The sequence below is a fragment of the Cellulomonas sp. URHD0024 genome, assembly GCF_000426185.1.
Classification (GTDB): Bacteria; Actinomycetota; Actinomycetes; order Actinomycetales; family Cellulomonadaceae; genus Cellulomonas.
Map to the genome: position 1 here is coordinate 643,346 of NZ_KE384505.1, position 24,629 is coordinate 667,974.

General features: G+C 71.8%; 21 protein-coding genes. 8 read left to right on the forward strand and 13 right to left on the reverse strand.

The annotated features are described in order from the left end of the window. Position 1: 1 nt before the first annotated feature. The 4 genes from I847_RS0119115 to I847_RS0119130 form a co-directional block, all read right to left on the reverse strand. Positions 2–1,795: a biotin carboxylase N-terminal domain-containing protein gene (locus I847_RS0119115; RefSeq protein WP_028050976.1), complete on the reverse strand. Its 1,794-nt coding sequence runs from the start codon at positions 1,793–1,795 to the stop codon at positions 2–4. Between the two features lie 165 nt (positions 1,796–1,960). After that, positions 1,961–2,602 (reverse strand): nucleoside triphosphate pyrophosphatase, encoded by a 642-nt coding sequence (locus tag I847_RS0119120; protein WP_028050977.1) that lies wholly within the window; start codon positions 2,600–2,602, stop codon positions 1,961–1,963. A gap of 26 nt (positions 2,603–2,628) precedes the next feature. Beyond that, complete coding sequence (locus tag I847_RS0119125) at positions 2,629–3,678, reverse strand: LacI family DNA-binding transcriptional regulator (RefSeq protein WP_231384290.1); 1,050 nt, start codon at positions 3,676–3,678, stop codon at positions 2,629–2,631. 128 nt (positions 3,679–3,806) lie between these two features. After that, complete coding sequence (locus I847_RS0119130) at positions 3,807–4,034, reverse strand: hypothetical protein (protein WP_028050979.1); 228 nt, start codon at positions 4,032–4,034, stop codon at positions 3,807–3,809. Positions 4,035–4,259: 225 nt separating this feature from the next. Here I847_RS0119130 and I847_RS0119135 point away from each other — a divergent pair, with 225 nt between their 5' ends. After that, positions 4,260–4,979 (forward strand): vitamin K epoxide reductase family protein, encoded by a 720-nt coding sequence (locus tag I847_RS0119135; protein WP_081681151.1) that lies wholly within the window; start codon positions 4,260–4,262, stop codon positions 4,977–4,979. Positions 4,980–5,143: 164 nt separating this feature from the next. Here the strand turns inward: I847_RS0119135 and I847_RS0119140 are convergent, their stop codons facing one another. From I847_RS0119140 to I847_RS0119155, 4 genes are all read right to left on the reverse strand, one after another. Continuing rightward, a complete protein-coding gene (locus I847_RS0119140; RefSeq protein ID WP_028050981.1) occupies positions 5,144–6,856 on the reverse strand; it encodes a DUF885 domain-containing protein in 1,713 nt (570 codons plus the stop codon). A 74-nt stretch (positions 6,857–6,930) separates the two neighbouring features. Beyond that, positions 6,931–7,170, reverse strand: coding sequence for an acyl-CoA carboxylase subunit epsilon (locus I847_RS0119145; RefSeq protein WP_028050982.1), 240 nt, complete (start codon positions 7,168–7,170; stop codon positions 6,931–6,933). Next, positions 7,167–7,724, reverse strand: a complete 558-nt coding sequence (locus I847_RS0119150) for a hypothetical protein (RefSeq protein WP_028050983.1) — start codon at positions 7,722–7,724, stop codon at positions 7,167–7,169. The genes I847_RS0119145 and I847_RS0119150 overlap by 4 nt, the downstream gene beginning before the upstream one ends. Before the next feature lie 10 nt (positions 7,725–7,734). Continuing rightward, a complete protein-coding gene (locus I847_RS0119155) occupies positions 7,735–9,339 on the reverse strand; it encodes an acyl-CoA carboxylase subunit beta (RefSeq protein ID WP_028050984.1) in 1,605 nt (534 codons plus the stop codon). Between the two features lie 103 nt (positions 9,340–9,442). Between I847_RS0119155 and I847_RS0119160 the strand changes: the two genes are divergently transcribed. The 5 genes from I847_RS0119160 (at position 9,443) to I847_RS0119180 (ending at position 13,686) form a co-directional block, all read left to right on the forward strand. After that, positions 9,443–10,306 carry a biotin--[acetyl-CoA-carboxylase] ligase gene (locus I847_RS0119160; protein ID WP_028050985.1) on the forward strand — a complete coding sequence of 288 codons (864 nt, stop codon included), beginning with the start codon at positions 9,443–9,445 and terminating at the stop codon, positions 10,304–10,306. Positions 10,307–10,320: 14 nt separating this feature from the next. Next, positions 10,321–11,400 carry an adenylate/guanylate cyclase domain-containing protein gene (locus tag I847_RS0119165; RefSeq protein ID WP_051275107.1) on the forward strand — a complete coding sequence of 360 codons (1,080 nt, stop codon included), beginning with the start codon at positions 10,321–10,323 and terminating at the stop codon, positions 11,398–11,400. Positions 11,401–11,479: 79 nt separating this feature from the next. Beyond that, on the forward strand, positions 11,480–12,088 hold the full coding sequence (locus I847_RS0119170) for a DUF2867 domain-containing protein (RefSeq protein WP_028050987.1): 609 nt from the start codon (positions 11,480–11,482) through the stop codon (positions 12,086–12,088). A 42-nt stretch (positions 12,089–12,130) separates the two neighbouring features. After that, entirely contained in the window at positions 12,131–12,733 is a 603-nt protein-coding gene (locus I847_RS24910) for an RNA polymerase sigma factor (protein ID WP_051275073.1), read from the forward strand. Beyond that, the gene (locus tag I847_RS0119180) at positions 12,730–13,686 is read left to right on the forward strand and encodes a CU044_5270 family protein (RefSeq protein ID WP_028050988.1); all 957 of its coding nucleotides are present in this window, start codon (positions 12,730–12,732) and stop codon (positions 13,684–13,686) included. Before I847_RS24910 ends, I847_RS0119180 begins: the two co-directional genes overlap by 4 nt. Before the next feature lie 170 nt (positions 13,687–13,856). On the opposite strand, the gene I847_RS0119185 is transcribed toward I847_RS0119180, so the two are convergent. Next, complete coding sequence (locus I847_RS0119185) at positions 13,857–14,600, reverse strand: SOS response-associated peptidase (RefSeq protein ID WP_028050989.1); 744 nt, start codon at positions 14,598–14,600, stop codon at positions 13,857–13,859. Between the two features lie 114 nt (positions 14,601–14,714). Here I847_RS0119185 and I847_RS24915 point away from each other — a divergent pair, with 114 nt between their 5' ends. Next, positions 14,715–16,025 carry a multidrug effflux MFS transporter gene (locus I847_RS24915; protein WP_051275074.1) on the forward strand — a complete coding sequence of 437 codons (1,311 nt, stop codon included), beginning with the start codon at positions 14,715–14,717 and terminating at the stop codon, positions 16,023–16,025. A gap of 208 nt (positions 16,026–16,233) precedes the next feature. Further along, complete coding sequence (locus I847_RS0119195) at positions 16,234–19,044, forward strand: Ig-like domain-containing protein (RefSeq protein ID WP_028050990.1); 2,811 nt, start codon at positions 16,234–16,236, stop codon at positions 19,042–19,044. Positions 19,045–19,048: 4 nt separating this feature from the next. Here the strand turns inward: I847_RS0119195 and I847_RS0119200 are convergent, their stop codons facing one another. The 4 genes from I847_RS0119200 to adhE all read right to left on the reverse strand — a co-directional run bounded on the left by I847_RS0119200 (position 19,049) and on the right by adhE (position 24,101). Beyond that, on the reverse strand, positions 19,049–20,278 hold the full coding sequence (locus I847_RS0119200; RefSeq protein ID WP_028050991.1) for a pyridoxal phosphate-dependent aminotransferase: 1,230 nt from the start codon (positions 20,276–20,278) through the stop codon (positions 19,049–19,051). A gap of 195 nt (positions 20,279–20,473) precedes the next feature. After that, the gene (locus I847_RS0119205; protein ID WP_028050992.1) at positions 20,474–20,602 is read right to left on the reverse strand and encodes a hypothetical protein; all 129 of its coding nucleotides are present in this window, start codon (positions 20,600–20,602) and stop codon (positions 20,474–20,476) included. Positions 20,603–20,703: 101 nt separating this feature from the next. Then, a complete protein-coding gene (locus tag I847_RS0119210) occupies positions 20,704–21,210 on the reverse strand; it encodes a hypothetical protein (RefSeq protein ID WP_028050993.1) in 507 nt (168 codons plus the stop codon). A gap of 179 nt (positions 21,211–21,389) precedes the next feature. Next, positions 21,390–24,101 (reverse strand): bifunctional acetaldehyde-CoA/alcohol dehydrogenase, encoded by a 2,712-nt coding sequence (gene adhE, locus I847_RS0119215; RefSeq protein ID WP_034611245.1) that lies wholly within the window; start codon positions 24,099–24,101, stop codon positions 21,390–21,392. Positions 24,102–24,629: the final 528 nt, after the last annotated feature.

Consider the following 24,629-nt stretch of genomic DNA (forward strand, 5'->3'; position numbering starts at 1 on the left):
CTCAGCCGACGATCTCGCAGATGGCGGTGCCCGCGCTGACGCTCGACCCGACCCCGGCGGACAGGGACGTCACGGTGCCGGCGCGGTGGGCGAGGAGCGGCTGCTCCATCTTCATGGCCTCGAGGACGACCACGAGGTCCCCCTCGGCGACCTGGGCGCCCTCGGCGACGGCGACCTTGACGATCGTGCCCTGCATCGGGGAGGCGAGCGTGGTGCCGTTCGACGAGCTCGTCTTGGCGGCGCGTCGGACCGGTCGGCGGGCGGCCGGACCACCGCGGCCCGTCTGCGACAGTCCGCGGCCCAGGGCCAGCGCGGCGGGCAGGACGACCTCGATGCGCTTGCCTCCGACCTCGACGACGACCCGCTCCAGGGCGGCCGGCTCGTCCTCGTCCTCCTGCGGCTGTGCGGGCGCCGACGCACCGAGCGCGGCGACCGTCTCCGCGAACTCGGTCTCGATCCAGCGCGTGTGGACGGTGAACGCCTCGTCAGGGTCCGCGGGGGCGAACGCCTTGGCATCGAGGACGGCCCGGTGGAACGGGACGACCGTCGGGATGCCGACCACCTCGAGCTCCGCCAGGGCGCGGCGCGCGCGGGCCAGGGCCTGCGGACGGTCGGCGCCGGTGACGACGAGCTTCGCGATCATCGAGTCGAACAGGCCGGAGACGCTGTCTCCCTCGACCACGCCGGAGTCGACGCGCACGCCCGGGCCGGTGGGCAGGCGCAGCGTGGTGATCTTGCCGGGCGCGGGCAGGAAGCCCGCTGCCGGGTCCTCGCCGTTGATGCGGAACTCGATCGAGTGCCCGCGCGTCGGGACCGACTCGTAGCCGAGGGGTTCGCCGGCGGCGATCCGCAGCTGCTCGAGGACCAGGTCGACGCCGCTGACCTCCTCGGTCACCGGGTGCTCGACCTGGAGCCGCGTGTTGACCTCGAGGAACGAGATCGTGCCGTCGGCAGCGACGAGGAACTCGCACGTGCCCGCGCCGACGTAGCCGGCCTCGCGCAGGATCGCCTTGGAGGACTCGACGAGCTGCGTGTTCTGCTCGGCGGTGAGGAACGGCGCGGGCGCCTCCTCGACCAGCTTCTGGTGGCGGCGCTGCAGCGAGCAGTCGCGGGTGGAGACGACGACGACCGTGCCGTGCTCGTCGGCAAGGCACTGGGTCTCGACGTGCCGCGGACGGTCCAGGTACCGCTCGACGAAGCACTCGCCGCGACCGAACGCCGCGACAGCCTCGCGGACCGCCGACTCGAACATCTCGTCGATCTCGTCGACGGTGCGGGCGACCTTCAGGCCGCGTCCGCCGCCGCCGAACGCCGCCTTGATCGCGATCGGCATGCCGTGCTCCGCCGCGAACGCGTGGATCTCGGCGACGCCCTGGACCGGGTCGGGTGTCCCGGCGACGAGGGGGGCACCTGCGCGCTGCGCGATGTGCCGTGCGCTGACCTTGTCGCCCAGCGACTCGATCGCCGACGGCGGGGGACCGATCCAGGTCAGCCCGGCGTCGATGACCGCCTGCGCGAACGCGGCGTTCTCCGCGAGGAAGCCGTAGCCCGGGTGCACGGCGTCCGCGCCGGAGCGCCGAGCGACGTCCAGCAGCTTGGCGATGTCGAGGTAGGTCTCCGCGGCGCGGGCACCGCCGAGTGCGAACGCCTCGTCGGCGATGCGCACGTGCAGGGCCTCGCGGTCGGTGTCGGCGTAGACGGCGACGGAGCCGATCGACGCGTCGCGACAGGCACGGGCGATGCGGACGGCGATCTCACCGCGGTTGGCGATGAGGACCTTGGAGATGACGGGCACGGCTCACCGTAACGTGGAGGCAGGCTTTGGCTCGCGCCGTGGCCGCGCGCCCGCGCAAGATTGGGGATCCGGCCAGGCCCGGCGTGCGGTTCTTGTAGGTTTCCGACGACGACCGGCCCGAAGACGGCGCGCTCGGGGCGCCGGGTTGTCGCCTAGGGACAATTTCTACGCCGAACGCCACAGGTCCGGGATGCGTACGCCGACCGCGCCGAGCAGCTCGCGCAGCAGCGGCAGGCTCAGCCCGACGACGCCGTGGTGGTCGCCCTCGATCCGCTCGACGAACGGTCCGCCGAGGCCGTCGATCGTGAACGCGCCGGCCACGGCGAGCGGTTCACCGGTCGTGACGTAGGCGTCGATCTCGTCGTCGGTCAGGTCCGCGAACGTCACGGTCGTCGACGAGGTCGCGCCGAGCATGGTCGGCGTCGCGCGCTCGTCCATCAGCCAGTGCCCGGTGTGCAGGACGCCGGTCTTCCCGCGCATCGCCTGCCACCTGGTCCGGGCCTCGTCCGCGTCGGCCGGCTTGCCGTAGATCTGGCCGTCCAGCTCGAGCATCGAGTCGCAGCCGAGGAGCAGGAGGTCGTCGGCGTCGTCGAGGTCCTCGGGCAGGTTCCGGGACACGTCCTCCACCTTGGCCTGGGCCAGCAGCAGCACCGCGTCGGCCGGCTCCAGCGCACCGAACCTGACCTCGGCGGCGGCCAGCGTGGCCACCTCGTCGAGGTCGGAGACCGCGACCAGCGGGTCGATCCCCGCGGCGACGAGCGTGGCGCGGCGGGCGGGCGAGGCGGAGGCGAGCAGCAGGCGGGTCACGGGATGCGAGCCTACGGCGTGGTGCGTCAGGACGGCGGCGGCGCCGTGCTGTCCCGGACGACGAGCGCGACCGCGACGACGTGCTGCTCGGGGTCGGCGGGGTCACCGGCGCGTTCTCGCGCGATCGAGCGGGTGAGTGCCCCGGCCGCGGCCCTGCCCTTGGCCTCGAAGTCCTGGCGGATGGTGGTCAGCGTCGGTCGCAGACGTCGGGCCAGCGGGACGTCGTCGTACCCGATCACCGACACGTCCTGCGGTACCCGCAGGCCACGCTGCTCGGCGGCGTGCACGACGGCCGCGGCCATCAGGTCGGAGAAGCACAGGACGGCCGTGGGAGGCGTGTCACCGGCGAGCAGCGCGCGGGCGCCCTCGGAGATGTACGGCTCCATGTTGTCGTGGACCTCGTACGTCACCGGTGTGGCGCAGCCGGCGGTCAGGGTCTCGATCCAGCCGAGCTGGCGCTCGCGCGCGACGAACCCGCTCGCCGCCGCGGTGACGTCCGGTGCCCAGCCGGGTGGGACCTCGACGTTCATGGTGAAGGTGGCCACGCGTCGGTGGCCGAGGTCGAGCAGGTGCTGGGCGGCCAGGCGCGCACCCTCGCGCTCGTCGAGGATCACGCTCGCAGATCCGGGCCGCGGGTCGCCGTCGACGAACACGAGCGGGAGCTTGCGGCGGACGAGCCAGTCGACGGCGGGGTAGTCGGCGGCGCAGCCGTAGACGAGCGCCGCGTCCATGGGGATGTCGCGCGCGGGGATCATGCCCTCGGCGCCGTTCGCGGGGAGCAGGACGACCGCGAGCCCGGTCGGGGCCAGCTCCTCGGCGACCGCGCCGAAGAACGCGGCGGCGATCGGGTCGCGGAACGCGGCGCCGACGGACTCGGTGAGCAGCACGCCCACGGCGCCCGTCGTGCCGCGGGCGAGCGCCCGTGCCGACGGGTCCGGGCCGACGTACCCGAGCTGGGCCGCGGCGTCGAGGATCGTGCGGCGCATCTCGGCCGAGAGCTGGTCGGGGCGCGAGAACGCGTTGGAGACCGTCATCCGGCTGACGCCGACGCGGTCCGCGATGGTCTGCAGCGTCACGCGCGCCACGGGCGTACCGCCGTCCCGGTCCGCGGGAACGAGCCCGATCGGCGGCGCGCTGCGGCCCGCACGCGCGCCGACATCCTGTTCCGCTCCATGCGGGACAGGGTAGGTCGCCGCGGCGTTCGTCACCGCGTCGCCGTGCCGCCCGGGTGTGCCGGGGCGGGGCTGATCGCGTCGGCCACGTGGTGCAGGAGGCCGGCGACGGAACGGCGGGTGCGCGCCACCGGGGGCCGACGGCTCTGGGAGGTGCGACGGCGCCGGGTCACGACGACCGGAGCCGTCGGGAAGGCGCTGTGCGCTTCGTGGTACGTGGCGGGCGGCCCGAAGAGCAGCCCCAGCTGGGGTCCGTCCATGGACATGGTGTCCTCCGGTTCCTGGTCGGTCCATGTATTCTCTGTACCGATAAAGTCGCCGGGACTCCTATACCGGTCAAGATGTGTTCGGACGGGACTTCCGGCCCGGTCCTGAGCACAGCGAACGCAGGGCAGAATGGAGGCGCACTGGGCGGGTCGCGGCGGGCGGTACCGCCGGCCCGGGCGGGCGGCGACGGAGTCGGCCCGAGCGCACGAGGAGAGCAGATGGCTGACGCGACGCGAGCAACGTCGAAGGGTGTGGACGACGGCGTCCCGGACCCCGAGACCGACCTCGACCCGATCGACGACGACGACCTCGACGACTACGTCGATCCCGACCCCGACCTGCTCGAACCGCCGACCCTGGAGTGGCGGCGCCGGACCGCGATCGAGATGGTCATCTCCGGCGCGCTCGGCCTGCTCGCCTCGTTCGTCCTGTCGATCGACGCGCTCAAGCTGGCGCACGACCCGAAGGCCGCGCTGAGCTGCTCGATCAACCCGGTGCTCGACTGCGCCAAGGTCGCGCTCCGGCCCGAGGCGCACATCCTGGGCGACTACTTCCCGAACGCGTTCCTCGGCATCGCGGCCGAGTCGGTCGTCATCACGATCGCCGTAGCCATGATCGGCGGCGTCGTGTTCCCGCGGTGGTTCATGCTCAGCGCGCAGGCCGTCTACTCGGTCGGCCTGCTCTTCGCCTGGTACCTGTTCGGCGTCTCGTACTTCGCCATCCACGCCCTGTGCCCGTGGTGCCTGCTGATCACCGCGACGACCACGCTCGTGTGGGCCGGCCTGACGCGCATCAACGTCCGCGACGGGGTGATCGACATCGGCCCCGGGGCGCGGCGGTTCGTCGCGAGCGGGAACGACTGGTTCGTGACGGTCGCCGTGCTCGTCTTCATGGTCGCCGCGATCGTGCTGCGGTACGGGTCTCAGCTGATCGCCTGACGCCGCCAGGGCGCGGGCCGGGTCCGCGCTCAGCCCGGTTCGCGCTCAGCCCGGTGACGGTTGAGCCGGGCGTCGGTTGAGCCGGGCGTCCGCTGAGCCGGGCGTCCGCTGAGCCGAGCGTCCGCTGAGCCGGGCGCCCGCTCAGCCGGGCGCGCGCCGCCCGCTCAGCCCGCGAACGCCTGCTTCAGCACGTCCAGGGGGAGGGCACCCATGCCCAGCGCGCGGGCGTGGAACGCGCGCAGGTCGAACGCTTCGCCGGCAGCGGCGGACTTCGCGGCTGCCTCGTCGCGCGTCTGCTCCCAGAGACGCTGGCCGATCTTGTAGGACGGTGCCTGCCCGGGCCACCCGAGGTACCGGTTCCACTCGAACCGGATGAACGCCTCGGGCATGTTGAAGTTCGCCTTGAGGAACTCCCAGCCCTTGTCGGCGTCCCAGGTCCCCCCGCCCCACTCCTGCGGCGCCGGCAGCCCGAGGTGGACGCCCAGGTCGAAGACCACGCGGGCGGCACGCATGCGCTGGCCGTCGAGCATGCCGAGGCGGTCGCCGGGGTCGTCGAGGAAGCCGAGGTCCGCCATGAGCCGCTCGCTGTAGAGCGCCCACCCCTCGCCGTACCCGGAGGTCCAGCACGCGAGCCGGCGCCACCGGTTCAGCGTCGCCCGCTCGTAGACCGCCTGGCCCATCTGCAGGTGATGCCCCGGGACGCCCTCGTGGTAGACCGTCGTCTTCTCCCGCCAGGTGTTGAAGGTGGTGACCTCGGGCGGCACCGACCACCACATGCGGCCCGGTCGGCTGAAGTCGTCGCTCGGCGGTGTGTAGTAGATGCCGCCGTTCTGGGTCGGGGCGATCCGACACTCGAGGCGGCGCAGCTCGGCGGGGATGTCGAAGTGTGCCCCGTCGAGGGCCTCGATCGCCGCGTCCGCGGTCTCCTGCATCCACGCCTGGAGGGCGTCCGTGCCGGTCAGCAGGCGGGACGGGTCCTGGTCGAGCACCGCGACGGCGTCCGCGACGGTCGCTCCCGGTCCGGCGATCTGCGCAGCGACGGCTTCCTGCTCGGCGACGACGCGCGCGAGCTCGTCGAGTCCCCACCGGTAGGTCTCGTCGAGGTCGACTCTCGCGCCGAGGAACTCACGCGACCACAGTGCGTACCGCGTGCGACCGGCCGCGTCGGACTCCGGGGCCAGCGGAGCGAGCTCGTCGCGCAGGAAGGCGGCGAGCGTGCTGTAGGCCCGCCGTGCGGCGGCCGCGCCGTGCTCGAGCTCCGCGCGCACCAGGGAGCAGGACGCCGACTCGTCGAGCACCGAGTCCACGAGCTCGCCCGTGATGAACGTCGTGAAGAACGAGGTCGGGGGGTCGGCGAGCTCGTCGGCCTGCCGAGCTGCCTCTGCCACCTGACGCGCGGCAGCGACCCCGGACAGCGTGGCGCCGAGCCGCAGGGACTCGACGTAGCCGTCGACCGCGAACGGCAGCGCGTTGAGGCGGGCGGCGATGTTGGACCACGCCTCGACGGTGTCCGTGGGCATGACGTCGAAGATGCCGCGCAGGTGCTGCACCGGCGACTCGATGCTGTTCAGGGAGCGGTGCTGCTCGCCGGCCTCGTAGAGCTCGATCGTGAGCCCCAGCCGTTCGCGCATCGCCGCGAGGGTGAGCTCGTCCACGGCGTCGACCGGCACCTGGCCGTCGAGGGAGGCCAGGGTGGACCGCGCGAGGGCGACGCGTGCGTCGATGCCCGCCGGCGAGAGGTCCGTCATCTCGTGGTCGTGACCAGCGATCCCGATCGCCGTCGCGGCCAGCGGGTCCAGCACCGCGTACCGCGTCAGGTACGACTCGGCGATCTCGTCGATGGAGGTGCTCGCACGTTCTTCCGACCTCGGCGTCATCGTCACGCCCGCGAGCGTACTTGTCGGTACGCCGCGCCGCAGGTGTCCGGTAGCGGTCGCCCAGCACCGGAGGGTCAGGCGCGCAGGCTCCAGCGCCATGCGTCGGGGCCCGGGCGGAGAGCGTCGTCGCGCACGCCCCGCATCGTGCGGCGGCGGTCCGCCCAGGGCGCCGCGACCCCATCCACGGCCGGCTCGGCATGGCCGGCGCGCTCCGAGGCCGCTGCCATCAGGCCCGCGACGAGCGCAGCGAGCTCGACGTCGTCAGGGGTGCCGCGCACCACCTGCATCTGCGTGCTCTCGGGCGCGTCGCTCACGCGTCGTCGCCATCCTCGTCGTCCTCGTCCTCGTCCTCGTCGAAGTCGAACGGCGCACCGCGGGACGCCCCCCAGCCGTCGACGACGAAACCAGCCTCGACGAGGCGACCCGCGAGGTCCGAACCGCCCTGCTCGACCAGGTCGAGGACGGAGTCGAGCGACAGGTCCGAGGTCCCCACCGGGGGACCGATCAGGAACCCGAGGTGGAACGTGTCGACCTCGAGCGGCTCGGCCAGCCCGTCCGCGTCGCCGTCGTCCTCGTCGCCCCACGACATGCCCGTGAGATCCGCGTGCAGGCCCAGGCGCTCGTGCAGGAGGTCGTAGAGGCGGGCGTTCAGGCCGCCGATCTCCGACTCGAGCGCGAGGATGCGCGGGTCCTCGTCGGCCTCGGTCGAGCCGAACTCGGCGCGGACGCCGACGGCGGTGTCCACGTACCCGTGCAGCGCGGTCGTCAGCTGGTCGACGAGGACGTGCAGATCGGCGCTCTCGACTCCGTGCAGCGGGTCCGGACCGTGGGCCGCGTGGGTGTGGTCGTCGTGGTCGTCGTGGCTCATAGGTCGAGGCTCATAGCGGTATGTTCCCGTGCTTCTTCGGGGGCAGCGACGCCCGTTTGGTGCGCAGCAGACGCAGGGCCTTGGTGACCTCGGCGCGGGTCCTGCTCGGGGGGATCACCGCGTCGACGTAGCCGCGCTGGGCAGCATCCCACGGGTTCACGATGGCCTCCTCGTACTCCGCGGTCAGGCGGCGCCGCTCGGCCTCGACATCACCCTCGGCGTCGGCCACCTTCTTCAGGGCGCCGCGCTGCAGGATGTTCACCGCACCGCCGGCCCCCATGACCGCGATCTGCGCCGTGGGCCAGGCGAGGTTGACGTCCGCGCCCAGCTGCTTGGACCCCATGACGATGTAGGCGCCACCGTACGCCTTGCGGGTGATCACGGTGACGAGCGGCACGGTGGCCTCGGCATAGGCGTAGATGAGCTTGGCGCCGCGCCGGATGATGCCGTTCCACTCCTGGTCCGTGCCCGGCAGGAAGCCCGGGACGTCGACGAACGTCAGCACCGGGATGTTGAACGCGTCGCACGTGCGCACGAAGCGGGCGGCCTTCTCGGCCGCGTTGATGTCGAGCGTGCCGGCCATGGACATCGGCTGGTTGGCGACGATCCCCACGGGGTGGCCCTCCACGTGCCCGAACCCGATGAGCACGTTCTGGGCGTACAACGGCATGACCTCGAGAAGTACACCGTCGTCCAGCACGTGCTCGACGACCGTGCGCATGTCGTACGGCTGGTTGTCCGAGTCGGGCAGGAGGGTGTCGAGCTCTTCGTCCTCCTCGGTGACCGACAGGTCCGCCGCGTGGTCGAACGTCCACGGGTCGGTGAGGTTGTTCTGCGGCAGGTAGGTGAGCAGCGCGCGGACGTAGTCGAAGGCGTCGTCCTCGTCGGAACCCATGTAGTGCGCGACGCCGGAGCGGGTGTTGTGCGTGGTCGCGCCGCCGAGCTCCTCGAAGCCCACGTCCTCGCCGGTGACCGCGCGGATGACGTCGGGGCCGGTGATGAACATGTTCGACGAGCCGTCGGCCATGACGATGAAGTCGGTCAGCGCGGGGGAGTACACCGCGCCGCCCGCCGACGGGCCGAGGATCAGGCTGATCTGCGGGATGACACCCGAGGCCGCGACGTTGCGACGGAAGATCTCCGCGAACTGGGTGAGGGCCGCGACACCCTCCTGGATGCGTGCGCCGCCGCCGTCGCTGATACCGATGATCGGGACGCCCGTGCGCAGCGCGAGGTCCATGACCTTGGTGATCTTCTCGCCGTGCACCTCGCCGAGGCTGCCTCCGAAGACCGTGAAGTCCTGCGAGTAGATGCACACCGGGCGGCCGTCGATCGTGCCGTGGCCCACGACGACCCCGTCGCCGGCGAACTTCTTCTTGTCGAGGCCGAAGTTCACCGACCGGTGCTGGACGAACGCGTCGATCTCGGTGAAGGAGTCCTCGTCGAGGAGCTGCTCGATGCGCTCGCGGGCGGACCGCTTGCCGCGGGCGTGCTGCTTGTCGACCGCGTTCTGCTCGGCCTCGCCCTGCGCCTCGTACCGAGCAGCGAGGTCAGCCAGCTTGCCGGCCGTGGTGCGCGGGGCGGCGGTGTCCGCAGGCTGCTTGATCTCAGTCACCCGACGAGGCTAGTTGTCGAAGCCCTCCATCGACGTGCAGGCGCATCACGGTCTTCGTCGCGTCGGGGTGTCGAGTTCCCACAACGCGCGACAGGATGACGTCATGACGACGTCACGACCGGCCTTGCGTGCCGACGAGCTCAAGTCGCTGCTGCTCGCCCCGAACGGCCCGCTCGCGCGCGTCGAGATCGTCGACGTGACGGAGTCGACCAACTCCGACGTCGCGGCCGACCTCAGAGCCGACCCGGCATCGTGGCCGGACGGGAGCGTGCTGATCGCCGAGCACCAGGCCGCAGGGCGCGGCCGGGCAGGTCGCACCTGGGAGACGCCCGGCGGTACGTCGTTGACCTGCAGCTTCGCGGTCCGGCCGGTCGTCCCGGCGTCCACGCTCGGCTGGCTGAGCCTGCTCGCCGGCCTCGGCGCGGTCAACGCGCTGCGTGCCACTGCGGGCGTACCGGCCGTCCTGAAGTGGCCCAACGACCTGCTCGTGCCGGCAGAGACCGAGATCGACGGCTGGGGGCCGGTGCGCAAGGTCGGCGGCATCCTCGCCGAGGTCGTCCCGATGAGCGACGGGGGACCGGCCGCCGTCGTCATCGGGATCGGGATCAACGTGAGCCAGGGCGTCGACGAGCTTCCGGTGCCCAGTGCGACGTCGCTCGCCCTCGCGGGTGCGCAGCACGTGGACCGCGAGGGTCTGCTCGTCTCGCTGGTCGACGCGCTGATCGCGGTGACCCGCCGCTGGCGTGACGCGGGCGGGCACACCGTGTGGTCGGGGCTCTCCGACGAGATCGCTCTCGTGTGCGGGACGCTCGGTGACACGGTCCGGGTGGAGCTGCCGGGCGGGTCCGAGGTGACGGGCGTCGCGGTGCGGTTGTCCGAGGAGGGAGGGCTCGTCGTGCGGGACGCGTCCGGCTTCGAGCACCTCGTCCTCGCGGGTGACGTGCACCACGTTCGCGGGGCTGGGTGAACTACCCTCGTCCCGTGCCCGACGACCGATCGCAGGACCTCGACTTCCTCGAGTCGACGGTAGGGGAGCTCGATGCCGAGCTGCTCGGAGGGCCCCGCACGCTCAGCGCTCGGGATCTCGCCGAGCGGGCCCAGATCGACATCGAGGTCGTCCGCGGGTTCTGGACGACCATGGGCCTGCCGCACGCCGACGCGGACGACAACGTCTACACCGAGCGCGACGCGGAGGCGGTCGACCGTGCCGCCGCCCTGGTCCGCGACTACGGCCTCGACCTGCGCACGGTCATCACCGTCACGCGCGCGCTCGGGCACACCTCGGACCGCCTCGCACTCTGGCAGGTCGAGGCGCTCGTGGAGGACATGGCCGACCGGTACGAGCTGGACGACACCTCCGCGCGGCTGCTCGTGCTCGACCGGCTCGGCGCGCTCGCGCCCGTCCTCGAGGCCCAGCTGGTGCACTCCTACCGTCGACAGCTCGCGGCGATCGCGGGTCGGTACGCCGCCGAGTTCGGCGAGCTGCGTGCCCCTGGCCCCGACCGGTCGGCGCTGCCGCTGGCCCGCGCCGTCGGCTTCGCGGACATGGTCTCGTTCACGCGCCGGACCGCGGGGCTCGGGTCCACGGACCTGTCCCAGTTCGTGCAGCGGTTCGAGACCGCGGCACGGGACATCGTGTCCGCGGGTGGCGGGCGCGTGGTCAAGACCATCGGTGATGCGGTGCTCTTCGTCGCCGACAGCGCCGGGACCGGGGCGGCCATCGCCCTGCGGCTCGCCGACGCCCTCGGCAAGGAGCTCGACGTCGACCGCGAGACCACGACGGGTGGCCTGTTCGAGGGTGCGCGCGGGGTCACGCCGGTGCGCGTCGGCCTGGTCTGGGGTCGCGTGCTGTCGCGGTTCGGCGACGTGTTCGGCCCGCACGTGAACCTCGCCGCCCGGCTCACGGACATCGCCGACCCGTCCACGGTCTACGTCGACGAGGCCACGGCTCAGGTGCTGTCGACCGACGGCCGCTTCGTGCTGGAACCGCAGGCCCCGCGCGAGCTCGCCGGGATAGGCACGGTCACGCCGGTGCAGGTGCTCTCGGCCGCCAGCGGCTGAGGGTCGGCTGAGAGCCGGGACCGTCCACGTCCACTCCTCGCTACCGTCGAGCGACCGGCCGTCGACGAGGACCGAGCAGATGAGACTTCCGAGCTCCGAATACCTGAACCGCCCCTGGCGCCTGCACGAGGTCGCACCGGACTTCGAGGTCGAGGACGTCTGGCAGCTCCCGACGCCGGGCGGGCCCGACGACCTCGACCGCCTCGTGCGGGGCTTCACCAGTGGCGACGGATCCACGGTCCGCCGCGGTGTCGTGGGGTTTCTCTTCCTGGCGCGTCGCAAGCTCGGGACCTGGTTCGGCTGGGACAGGCCCGAGTCCGGGATCGGTGGCCGGGTGGCTTCCGTGCGCGACCGTCTGCCCGCCGACCTGGCCGCCGGGCCACGCGGCCCCGACTCGAAGGTCCTACCGTTCCGGTCCGTGTTCCAGACGCACGACGAATGGGTCGCCGAGACGGCCAACGGCACCGTGCACGGTCTCGTGCACATCGGCTGGGTGCGCGGCGCGGGCGACGTCTACAGCGCGCAGCTGACGGTGCTCGTCCGGCCGAACGGGTGGACCGGGCGGCTGTACATGGCGTTCATCACGCCGTTCCGGTACCTGATCGTCTACCCGAGCATGCTGCGCGCGATCGGGCGTCGTTGGGCGGCGACCCCTCAAGGCGCGGGCCCCGGTCGCAGCAGCTCGTAGAGCCCGGCTGTAAGTCCGAGGGCCTGCCGGACACTTCAGAGCATGGGAACTCGACAGGACAGCCCGCCTGGTGGCAGCGACACAGGTGCCGAGCACTTCCAAGGCCTGTGGTCGGCGCACGCCCCTCGGATCCACGCCTACGCGATGCGGCACGTCGACCCGGACACCGCCCAGGAGGTCGTCTCCGAGACGTTCCTGGTGGCGTGGCGCCGGTTGGCCGAGGTTCCCGGCGAGGCCCTGCCGTGGCTCATCGTCGTGGCCCGCAACACGATCGCGAACGCCAGGAGATCGCACGTCCGGCAGCGGGTGCTGCACGACGAGCTCGCCCGGCTCGCGTCGGTCTCGCCGGCTCCCGCCCCGGGCGCCGAGACCCTGGCGATCGAGCGCACGACGATGCTCCGCGGGCTCGCTGCGCTGTCGCCCCGGGATCGCGAGGCGCTTCTGCTGGTCACCTGGGACGGACTGACACCCGCGCAGGCGGCGACCGTGCACGGGGTCAGCGTCGCGACGTTCCAGGTCCGCCTGCACCGGGCTCGGCGCCGACTGGCGGGCCTGGTGGAACCGCCGCCCGACGAACCGCCTCGTGACCGTCCCCGCCCGGACTCCGCTGACCGCATCCATGACCTAGCCCGGAGGACGCTGTGAACACCACTCTCGAGGACCGCCTCGTCGCCATCGGCCCGAACGGTTCGCCGGACCCCGATGCGCTCGCCGCTGCGTACGCCGAGCTGAGGACCGCCATGGAGCTGCCTCGCGTCGAGGGCGCCACCGTCCTGCGCCGCCGACGAGGTCGCCGGATCGGCCTGACGGTCCTCGTCGGGGCCGCTGCAGCGGTCGCCCTCGTCGCCATCCCCGTGCTCAGCACCGGGGGGCGCACGCCGATCTCCACCGCGAGTGCCGCGGAGCTCCTGGTGCGCGCGGGTCAGGCGGCCGGCGAGCAGCCGGACGTCTCCCGCGACGCCGCCTACTGGCACTCCGTGCAGATCTCGGACAGCCGAAGCGACGTCACCGGGGAAACCCAGCGCGGCCGTCTGGAGATCTGGTCGGGTCACCACGAGCCGACCGTGTGGATCGACGTGGCGAGCACCGAGCCGACCGTGACCGGGCCGGCAACCTTCGGTCCCGGCATCACCTGGGACGAGATGTTCACGCTGCCGACCGAGCCGGTCGCGCTCGAGCTCGCGCTGCGGTCGTACACCGACCCCGACCAACCGGACCGGGTCGAGGACCAGACCCTCTGGGGCTCGGTCGAGGAGCTGCTCGTCAACAGCCCGGCCTCGCCGGCGCTGCGGCAGGCGCTCTGGGAGGTGGCCGCGCAGATCCCTGGCACGACGGTCGGAGCGAACATCACCGACAGCACCGGGCGCCCCGGAGTGCTGGTCGCCCGCCCCTCCGAGCGGGTGATCGTGGATCCGGTGACCGGGCGGCTGCTCGAGCGGGTCCGGGACGTCAGCGCCGACCGCCCGCCGTACCGCGACACGTTCGTCGACCAGGGGCCGACCGACACCGCGCCCCACGTGCCGTACCCGGACCTTCCCGCCGGTTGCACGCTCGACGAGCACTGCGACGTGTCCGTTGATCCCTTGGGACGGAACTGACCCCGTCCGCGGGTGTCGCGCCGGCTGGTCACTCCGCGGGAGGATCAGCCGGCGCGCGGGGGTGAGCCGGCGCGCGGGGGTGAGCCGGTGCGCGGGGGTGAGCCGGTGCGCGGGGGTGAGCCGGTGCGCGGGGGTCAGCCGGCGGGCGAAGGTCAGCCGGCGGGCGAGGGTCACTCGATGGCGTCGTGGTCCAGAGGTACCTCCTCGACCAGGCTCGGGTCGTTGTTGGCCACGGACCCGACCGCGCCGGACACGGGCGTCGCGACGATGTCCGGTGCGGGCGCCTCGAGCAGCGTGGCGGCCTCGTCGGCGCCGACCGCCGGATCGAGCCAGGCGTCCCAGGCCTCGGGCCGCAGCATGAGCGGCTGCCGGTCGTGGATGTGCGCGAGCTCCTCGGAGGCCGGTCGCGTGATGACGGTTGCGCTCACCACCCAGCGCTCCGGGTCGTCGTCGGCCTTCGAGGGGTCCTTCCAGAACTCGTACAACCCCGCGAGTGCGACGACGGCACCGTCGGCGGGATGCAGGAAGTAGGGCTGCTTGCGCTTGCTGGCCGAGTCCGGTGACGGCTTCTTCCACTCGAAGTACCCGTCGGCAGGCAGGAGCGCACGCCGGGCGGCGAACGGCCTCGCGAACGCCGGCTTGTCGGCGATCGACTCGACGCGCGCGTTGATCATCCGGCTGCCGACCGAGATGTCCTTGGCCCACGACGGGACCAGGCCCCACCGCGCGACGCGCAGCTGCCGTGTGATCTCGCCGGTCTGCTTGTCCGCCCGCTCGACGACCATCCGCACGCCGTCCGTGGGCGCGACGTTCCACGACGGGCCCAGCAGGCGCACGTCGTCGGCGATCGTCGCGATCGCGAACTCGTCGGCCAGCGCCTGGTCCTCCCGGAAGGAGGCGTATCGACCGCACATGCGCCCAGCCTGCCAGCAGGCTCCGACATATCGCCCGCCGGCCGGAGACCAGGCGTCGAAGGTCACATCGAATCGATTCGACAAATCGCTCGGGGCAAGGAAAAATGGAATGCGATGAGCTTGCGCACCGCCCCACCTGTCCCGACGGCACCGACCGTATCCGCCGCACCCACCGCCGCATCGGCGGGCCCCGACGCACCCCGCCGGACGTACACCCCGGACGTCCGGTACGTGCTGCTCCTGGGCCTGATGTGCGCGCTGCCGGCGATCTCGACCGACATCTACCTGCCGTCGCTGCCCGAGGTCGCCCGCGACCTGGGCACGACCGCGACCATGGCGCAGCTGACCATGACGGCGATGCTCCTCGGCGGCGCCGTGGGACAGCTCGTGATCGGTCCCGTGTCCGACCGGTTCGGTCGCCGGCTGCCCGTGCTCCTCGGCGTCGCGATGCACGTGTTGACGTCGCTGCTGTGCATGGTCGCGCCGGCGATCATCCCGCTCATCGCGCTGCGGACGTTCCAGGGGTTCTTCAACGCGTCGGCGTCCGTGGTGGCCATGGCGATCATCCGCGACCGGTTCGTGGGCTCCGACGCATCGCGTCTCATGTCGCGCCTGATGCTCGTCATCGGTGTCGCGCCGCTGTTCGCACCGTCCATCGGCGGCCTGATCGCCGGGCAGCTCGGGTGGCGTGCGGTCTTCGGTGCGCTCGCGCTGTTCGGTGCGGTGCTGTGGGTCGTCGTCTGGCGGCGCATGCCCGAGACGCTGCCGGTCGAGCGGCGTCGCGACGGGGGGCTGCGCACCGCGGTGGCGGGCTACGGCCGACTGGTACGCGACCGGCAGTTCGTCGCGCTCGCGATCCTGCCGGGTCTCGGCATCGCGGTGCTCATGGCGTACGTCGTCGGGTCGCCGTTCGTGCTCCGCGAGGGGTACGGGTTGACGTCGAACCAGTTCGCGCTGCTGTTCGCGGTCAACGGGATCGGTCTCGTCGCCGGGGCGCAGGTCAACGCGGCGCTCGTCCGTCGCGTCGCGCCGATCCGGATCCTGCGCGTCGTGCTGCCGATCTCGGTGACCCTCGCGCTCGGGCTGCTGGCGATCGCCGTCACGGGCTGGGGTGGGCTGGCGGCGCTGCTCGTCGTCCTGTGGCTGATCCTCTTCATGGTCAACTTCATCCCGCCCAACGCGTCCGCACTCGCGCTCACCCGGCACGGGGCCCTCGCCGGCACCGCGGCGGCGGTGATCGGTGCGACCCAGGCGGGTGTCGCAGGGATCGTCAGCCCGCTCTCCGGCCTGCTCGGCGGTGACGCCGTCGCGATGGCCGCCGTGATGCTGGCGTCCGCAGCGGGAGCACTTGTCGTCCTGGCCGTCGGTACCCGCGCGTACCGGCGCGACGGGGCATGGTCGGGCGGGTCGACGGTCCTGGACTGAGCGCCCACCACGTTCGATCGACCACAGACCGGCACATCTCGGACAAGTCGTACGGGTGAACTCGTCGTCGACGTCGACCTCCACCCGAACGGCGCACGGCAGACGTCGCAATCGTCCGTAGTGTGCGCGCGAACCCCGCCGGCTGGACGCGCAACCGGCTCGCGATGCGCACCGCGGCCTGGCGGGAACCCGGAAGGATCGGTCCCGCGTGCTCCGCCGTCTCCTGCTCTGCCTGGTCGTGTGCGTGCTCGCACTCGGGGGAGCCGCCACGCCTGCGCTGGCGTCCGGCAGCGCCGACCTCTACCCGGGCTCCGCGCTCGCCGACCCGCCCTGCAACGGCACCTCACCTGACGCGCGGTGCCGGGCGGCGATCGAGTGGCGGACGAACGCGTACGGGCCCGACACCGAGACCCGCATCCAGCGGCGGACGCTGTTCTCGGTGTTCGCCCGGGCCGGCGAGCAGATCCTCACCGGATCCTCGTCGGTCGGCACGGGTGCCGCAGACATCACCATCTGGAACCCCGGTCAGATCACCGACACCGAGGCGCCCGTGCTCCCCGTCGTCGTCGACGGCCAGAACGGCTTCCTGTGCTCCGCCCATCGGCTGACGACCATTACGGGCCTGATCTCCACACGCGCGCAGGAGCTCGCGCGGGCCCGGTCGGTCGACGGGTCGGCGAACACCGCCGGCTACGTCCCCTGCGTGTACAAGGCACCGAAGACGGGCCTCTACCGGGTCGCGTTCTACGGCTCCGCAGGCGCGTCGGGCACCGCGGACGGCACGCCGGACTCGGTCCTCGATCCCGGCACGTTCCGTGCCGCAGCGGGCACGGCGGTGAACGCCTGGGACCTGACGGTGCGCGCTGCGACGGACGCCACGGGCTCGGGCGGCATTCCCGGACGGGTCTTCACGTACGTGCTCGCGGCGTTCACGGGAGGCAACCCGCGTCCCGTCACCATGTCGATGTACCTCAACACGCTCGACGGCTACCGCTACCTGGTGAACACCAACGGATTCGACCCGAACGGCTTCGTCTTCTACGGGAACCGCGAGGGATTCCTCGACGCCGACGGGGTCACGCCGCTCAACCACGACGTCGTCGGCGTGGGACCTGCACCGCAGCAGCTCCCGGCGCTCGCCGGCGGTGTGCACCTGGCCCGTCCGCAGTACCCGTTGTCGTTCGAGCCCCTCGCTCCCGCGACCCTGGCCGCGCTGGGCATCCCGAGAGCCCCGGTCCAGCCGGTCCTGAAAGCCGTCAAGTTCACGGGTCGGGCCACCGCGCACGGCAGCTACGTCGACCAGGGAGGGACCTTCACGCTCAACGCGGGGACTGGCGGCACGTACGAGATCGTCATCTCCCGGTCCGACACGAGCTCCGACCCCAAGGTCTACGACCCGTCGCGCTACGACCCGGGCCTTCCCGCCAACCGTGTCCTGCGCGGCGTGGTGGGGCCGGGCGTGAAGACGATCGTCTGGGACGGCAAGGACAACTCCGGCGTCGCGTTCCCCGTGCGGAACAACTACCTGGTCAAGGCAGTGCTCCGAGCGGGCGAGTACCACGCTCCGATGCTCGACGTGGAGAGCTCGACGCGCGGTGGGCCGAGCATCACGCTGCTCAACCCGCCGAACAACGTCTGCCCGTTCGCGGACGTCCCGAGCACCGGGAAGAACTGCACCCGGGTCTTCTTCGACGACCGCAGCTACACCTCGAGCTCCCATGTCTTCGTCGGCGACGAAGACAGCGGGCTGCTGTGCCCGTCGTTCGTGGGCGTCCTGCCGAGCAGCCCGGCCGCCGACGCGAGGGACGGCGTCGACAGCACGAGCCTCGCCCGGGCGTTCGGCGACGGTGCCGGGAAGAACGCGAACGCTCAGTGCTCCACCACGAACGGCACCCTCGGCGACTCCAAGGGGCTCGACGTCTGGACGTACTTCCCGTCCCAGCAGTTCGAGACGTCGCTCGACATCCTGCCCGTCCCTGCAGAACCGGTCGCGGTCGACGACTACGGAACGACGACCGTCGACACCCCGCTCGTGGTGCGCCCCGTCGGGATCCTCGGCAACGACGCCGGGACCCGGCTGACGGTGCGCACGCCCGTCACGAGTGCGCCGACGCACGGCCGGCTGGTCCTGGGCGGCGACGGCTCCTACCGGTACACGCCCGACCCCGGCTACCTCGGCCTCGACAGCTTCACCTACACGATCACCGACGACGCGGGGCAGACCGCGTCCGCGATCGTGCACCTGACGGTGACGCCCCGAGCGGTCGACGACCAGTGGACGACCGCCGTGAACACTCCGCTGACGGTCGTCGCCACGGGCGTCCTGACCAACGACGTCGGCAGCCCGCTGGTCGCCTCGCTCGTGTCGCCGCCGACGCACGGTTCGGTCGCGCTGCGTCCCGACGGCTCGTTCGACTACGTCCCGGCGCACGACTTCTCCGGCATCGACACCTTCACGTACCGGGCTGACTCCGACGACCTGTCCTCACCGCCGGCCACCGTCACGATCACCGTCACGCCCACGGCGGCCGACGACGACGCGGGCACCATCCCCGCGAACACCGTGCAGGTCGTCGCGGGTCCAGGTGTGCTGACCAACGACCACGGCACTCGGCTGACCGTGACCTCCGTCGGGACCTCGCCGGCACACGGCACCGTCGTCATCGACCGGGACGGCAGCTACCGCTACACGCCGGCGCCCGGGTGGAGCGGTGCCGACTCGTTCACCTACAACGCCCACGACGCCGCGGGCCAGCCTGTCTCCGCCCGAGTGACCGTGCACGTCGCGCCGCCGCCTGCACCGCCCGTGACGGCGGCGCCGGTGACCGCACCCCCGACGCTGCTGCCGCCCACGGCGGTCGTGCCGGCGACACCCGCGCCCGCCGTGCCGACGACCGACCCGTCCCTCGCACAGACCGGTTCCGAGCCGGCGGGTGGGTTGGCGCTGGCCGTCGCGATGGTCGCCCTCGGGTTCGCTCTGGTCGTCGCGCGACGCCGGCTCGCGGTCGTCCGACGCTGACCGGTCAGGTGTGCAGGCGGCGGAGGCGTCGCACGGCCTCCTCGAGCACGTCGTCGCGCTTGACGAACGTGAACCGGACCCACGAGCGCAGCGCCTCGTCGACCCGCGAGCGGGAGTGTGTGAACGCACTCACCGGGACGCCCACCACGCCGGCGAGGCCGGGGAGGTCGCGGCACAGTGCGGTGCCGTCCGCGTAGCCCAGCGGTGCCGCGTCGGCGAGCACGAAGTACGTCCCTTGCGGACGCACCACGGTGAAGCCAGCGTCCAGCAGCCCGGTGCACAGCAGGTCGCGACGACGCGACAACGAGTCGGCCAACTCGTCGACCCACGCGGCGACCTCCGGGTCGCGCAACGCGAACGCGATCGCCGGCTGGAACGGCGCCCCAGAGACGTAGGTGAGGAACTGCTTCACCGTGCGGACCGCGGTCACCAGCCGCTCCGGACCCGTCACCCAGCCGATCTTCCAGCCGGTGAAGGAGAACGTCTTGCCGGCGGACGAGACGGTCAGCGTCCGCTCCGCCATCCCGGGCAGTGTCGCGATCGGGACGTGGGTCGGCCGGACCCCGGCATCGTCGCGCAGCAGCAGGTGCTCGTAGACCTCGTCGGTCAGCACGATCGCGTCGTGCGCCTGCGCCAACCGGGCGATCGCCTCCAGCTCGGCCCGCGTCAGGACCGTGCCCGTCGGGTTGTGCGGGGTGTTCACGAGGAGGAGCCGGGTGCGGTCGGTGAAGGCGGCGGCGAGCGCGTCGAGGTCGAGCCGGAAGCCGTCGTCGCCTGCCTGCAGCGGGGCCGTCGTGTGCGTCGCACCGGCCATGGCGATCACCGCTGCGTAGGAGTCGTAGAAGGGTTCGAGCGTGAGCACCTCGTCGCCCGGCCGGACCAGCGCCAGCACGGCTGCGGCCAGGGCTTCGGTGGCGCCCGCCGTGACGAGCACCTCGGTGTCCGGGTCCCAGCGCAGGGCGTAGTGCTCGAGCTGGTGCGCGGCGATCGCCTCCCGGAGCTCCGCGATGCCGGGACCCGGCGGGTACTGGTTGGCCCCGCCGAGGATCGCGTCGGCAGCCGCGCGGGCCACCGACTCCGGGCCGTCGACGTCCGGGAACCCCTGCCCGAGGTTCACTGCGCCCGTGCGGGCGGCGAGGGCCGACATCTCGGCGAACACGGTCGCGCGCGGAACGCCGTCGGCGCCGAGGAGTCCGGTGGCGCGTGCGACGGCCTGCCAACGAGCGTCAGTCATGCCGGCGAGGATATGCGGGTCGGTCGGCGGCCGTGCGCCGAGACCCCGGAAGCGGGTGGGGTAGCGGCCGTGCGCCGAGGCCCGGTTGACGCTGGTGGGTGCCGGCAGTGCGTCGAGGCCCAGGTGACGCTGGTGGGCGGCAGCCGTGCGTCGAGGCCCGGACCCCGCCGGAGGGGGCCCGTGGAGCGCGTGCGCTCAGCTCACCAGTCCGGCGGCGGCTGTGAAGCCTGCTGCCGCGACCAGCGCGAGGGACGCCCATGCGGTCACGATCCACCACTCGACGTGGTGGCGTCGCAACTCGCGGTGCGCCTGACGATCTGCCATACATTCAAGATCGGCACGCCGCGCGATTAGTACAACGTCCCGCGCCGACGGGCGGCCAATTCACCCCTTCGCAGCACACCAAACCGCTCGAACCGCGCGATTCAGGAACCTGCGGCGTCCAGCTGGTCGCTCAGCTGCGACAGCTGGGCCGCGAGGGAGTCGAGGGACTCCGCGGCGGAACCGCTCGCTGTGGCCTTCGCGGCCTCGACCTCTGCCTGGGCGTCGTCGACCTTCTTCTTGGCGTCGTCGAGAGAGTCCTGCGCGCTCGCCGCGCCGTTCGCCTTGGCATCGTCGAGTGCCGTCTGCGCGCCCGTCACCGCACCGGTGGCGTCGTTGACCGCCTTCTTGCCGGCCCCGTCCAACGCCTCCAGCTTGGCCGCGAGCTCGTCGGCCTTGGCCTTCGCCTGCTTCGCGGTCGACTCCGCCTCGTCGACCTTCGCCGACAGCTTGTGGGCGGCGTCGCTGGCCGAGGCCGCGGCCTCCTTCGCCTTCTGCGCCGCATCGTCGATACCGGAGTCGGAACACGCCGTGAGGCCGAGGGCCAACGCGGCCGCGATCAGCGGCATCGCGAGGTGGGAGAGGCGTCGGGAGGTCGTCGGGGCTGTCATGCGCAGTTCCTTCGTCGTCTCGTCGTCGGGCATCGCAGGCCCAGAGACTACTGCGGCGAGCGCATCGACGGAGGCGTGTCGCCGTGGCGGGCGGGCGCCACCCCGGAAACCCACCCGCCACGGCTGCTTGCAGACCGAGACCTCGCGGGCGCGAGGTCTCGGTCGAACGTGCGGGTCTCTCAGACCCGTGCCTCGTCTCCCGCGCGACGTGCGCGCGCGTCCTGGACCGAGGTCCCGTAGTAGGCCGCGACCATGAGGTCCTTCATGTCCTCGATCATCGGCATCCGCGGGTTGGCCGGGGCGCACTGGTCCTCGTAGGCACCCATGGCGACCTCGTCGAGCTGGCCGAGGAATGCGGCTTCGTCGACACCCTGGCTCTGGAACGAGCTGGGGATCCCGACGGCCGAACGGAGCTCCTCGACGGCCTGCGCGTAGGACTCCACGCCCTGCGCCGGTGTCGCCGCGGGCAGCCCGAGCATCGCCGCGATCTGCTGGAACCGCTCGGGAGCCACGTAGTGCTCGTACTTCGGCCAGCTGGTGAGCTTGGTCGGGACGGTGCCGTTGTAGCGGATGACGTGCGGCAGGAGCGTCGCGTTCGTGCGGCCGTGCACCAGGTGATGCGTCGAGCCGACCACGTGGGCCATGGCGTGCACGATGCCGAGGAACGCGTTGCCGAAGCTCATGCCCGCGATCGTCCCGGCGTTGTGCATCTTCTCCCGGGCGTCCTGCGTCGCAGGGTCGGTCGGGTCGCCGTTCACCGAGAGCGCGAGGTTCTCGAAGATCAGCCGGATCGCGTGCAGCGCCATGCCGTCGGTGAAGTCGTTGGCGTAGACGCTGACGTAGGCCTCGGTGGCGTGCGTCAGGGCGTCGAAGCCGGAGTCCGCCGCCAGCGACCTCGGCATCCGGGACGTCAGGACCGGGTCGATGATCGCGACCGACGGGGTCAGCGCGTAGTCGGCCAGGGGGTACTTCTTGCCGGCGTCCGGGTCCGAGATCACCGCGAACGGCGTGACCTCCGCGCCCGTGCCCGACGTGGTGGGGATGCAGACGAGCTGCGCGAGCTCCCCGAGCACCGGGAACTTGAACGCACGCTTGCGCACGTCGAAGAACTTCTGCTTCAGGTCGGAGAACTCGATCTCCGGGTGCTCGTAGAGCAGCCACATCACCTTCGCGGCGTCCATGGGGGAGCCGCCGCCGAGCGCGATGATCGTGTCGGGCCGGAAGTGGCGCATCTGCGCGGCGCCGGCCTGGACGGTCTTGACCGAGGGCTCGGGCTCGACCTGGTCGATGATCTGGAGCGCGATCTTGTTGGGACGGCGGTTCAGGACGTCGATGATCTTGTCGACGAAGCCGAGGGTCGTCATCGTCGCGTCGGTGACGATGGTGACGCGCTCGACGTCCGGCATGTCGGCGAGGTAGCGGATCGAGTTCGGCTCGAAGTACGTCTTGGCCGGCACCTTGAACCACTGCAGGTTGTTGTTGCGACGACCCACGCGCTTGATGTTCAAGAGGTTCACCGCCGAGACGTTGTTCGACACGGAGTTGTGGCCGTACGAGCCGCAGCCCAGGGTGAGCGAGGGGATGAACGCGTTGTAGATGTCGCCGATGCCGCCGAGCGACGAGGGCGCGTTGACGATGATCCGGACAGCCTCGACGCGCTTGCCGAACTCCTCGGCCAGGGCGTCGTCGCGTGTGTGGATCGCGGCCGAGTGACCCAGGCCGTCGAACTCGACCATCTGCTCGGCGAGCGTGATGCCGTGCTCCGTGCTCGTCGCGCGCAGCACCGCCAGGACCGGCGCGAGCTTCTCGCGGGTCAGCGGCTCCTGCGGCCCGACCGAGGGGACCTCGGCGAGGATGATCGACGTGTCGTCGGGAACCTCGAACCCGGCCTGCCGGGCGATCCACTGCGGCGACTGACCCACCACGGACGCGTTGAGCTTGGCGCCGCCGCAGTTCTTGCCCTCGGCGGTGACGCCGAAGATCAGCTGCTCGAGCAGCGCCTTCTCGGCGGGGGTCGCCCGGTATGCGTGCAGGGTCGCGAACTCCTCCATCGCTGCGTCGTAGATCTCGTCGTCGAGGATCACAGCCTGCTCGGACGCGCAGACCATGCCGTTGTCGAACGCCTTGGACAGCACGACGTCGTTGATCGCCCGCTTCAGCTTGGCCGACTTCTCGATGTAGGCGGGGACGTTCCCCGCGCCGACACCGAGAGCAGGCTTGCCGCACGAGTAGGCGGCGCGGACCATGGCGTTGCCGCCCGTGGCCAGGATGAGCGCCACCCCGGGGTGCTGCATCAGCGCGGTGGTCGCCGCGATGGACGGGTGCTCCACCCACTGGATGCAGTCCTTGGGGGCGCCGGCGGCGACCGCTGCGTCCCGCACGACGCGGGCGGCCGCCACCGACGAGCTCTGCGCGCTCGGGTGGAACGCGAAGATGATCGGGTTACGGGTCTTGAGCGCGATGAGCGCCTTGAAGATGGTGGTCGACGTCGGGTTGGTCACCGGGGTGACGCCGCAGATGACGCCGACAGGCTCCGCGATCTCGGTGATGCCGGTGAGCTCGTCGTGCGAGATGACGCCGACGGACTTCAGGCCCGAGATCGAGTTGGTCACGTGCTCGCACGCGAAGATGTTCTTGACAGCCTTGTCCTCGAAGACGCCGCGGCTGGTCTCCTTGACCGCCAGCTGGGCGAGCGCGCCGTGCTGGTCGAGGGCCGCGACCGACCCCTTCTTCACGAACCGGTCCACGTCCTCCTGGGTGAAGTGCGCGTACTCGGCGAGTGCCTCGGTCGCCCGGGTGACCAGCTCGTCGATCTCGTCGGACGAAGCCTCCACGGCGACGGCCTCGACCGCGGAAGCCTGCGACGCCGGTGCAACGGTCGTCGCGGGCACCGGGCTCACCGGCGCCTCGCTCAGGGGTGCCTCGGTCGCGGGGGTCGCGCTGATGGGAGCCGCGCTCGCGGGGGCGTCGAGGGCGGGTGCGTCAGGACCAGGCGCAGGGGATGCAGGCGTCTTGTCGGACGTCTGCGACGAGGTGGTGTTCTTACGGTTGGCGCGGTCCGTGACAGTCACGGTGTTGTGCTCCTTGTCGAGGCCGGGGTGGTGGCTGATGACATCGACGCTACGGAGCGCGAGGGTGTCCCCGATAAAGGCAAAGGTCCCTATTCGTGGGACGACCGCGATGCTGTAGTGCTTGCCGAGGCGCACGGTGACCCGCGCCGCGCGCGGCAGCGGCGCGCGATGACCTGCTGCGCCGGGTGCGGTAGCAGCCCCCGGTGACCTCCGCCGCGGGGGGCAGCGCGCGCGGTGACCTGCTGCGTCGGGGGCGGTACCGGCGCGCGGTGACCTGCTGCGTCGGGGACGGTACCGGCGCGCGGTGACCTGCTGCGCCGGGGACGGTACCGGCGCGCGGTGACCTGC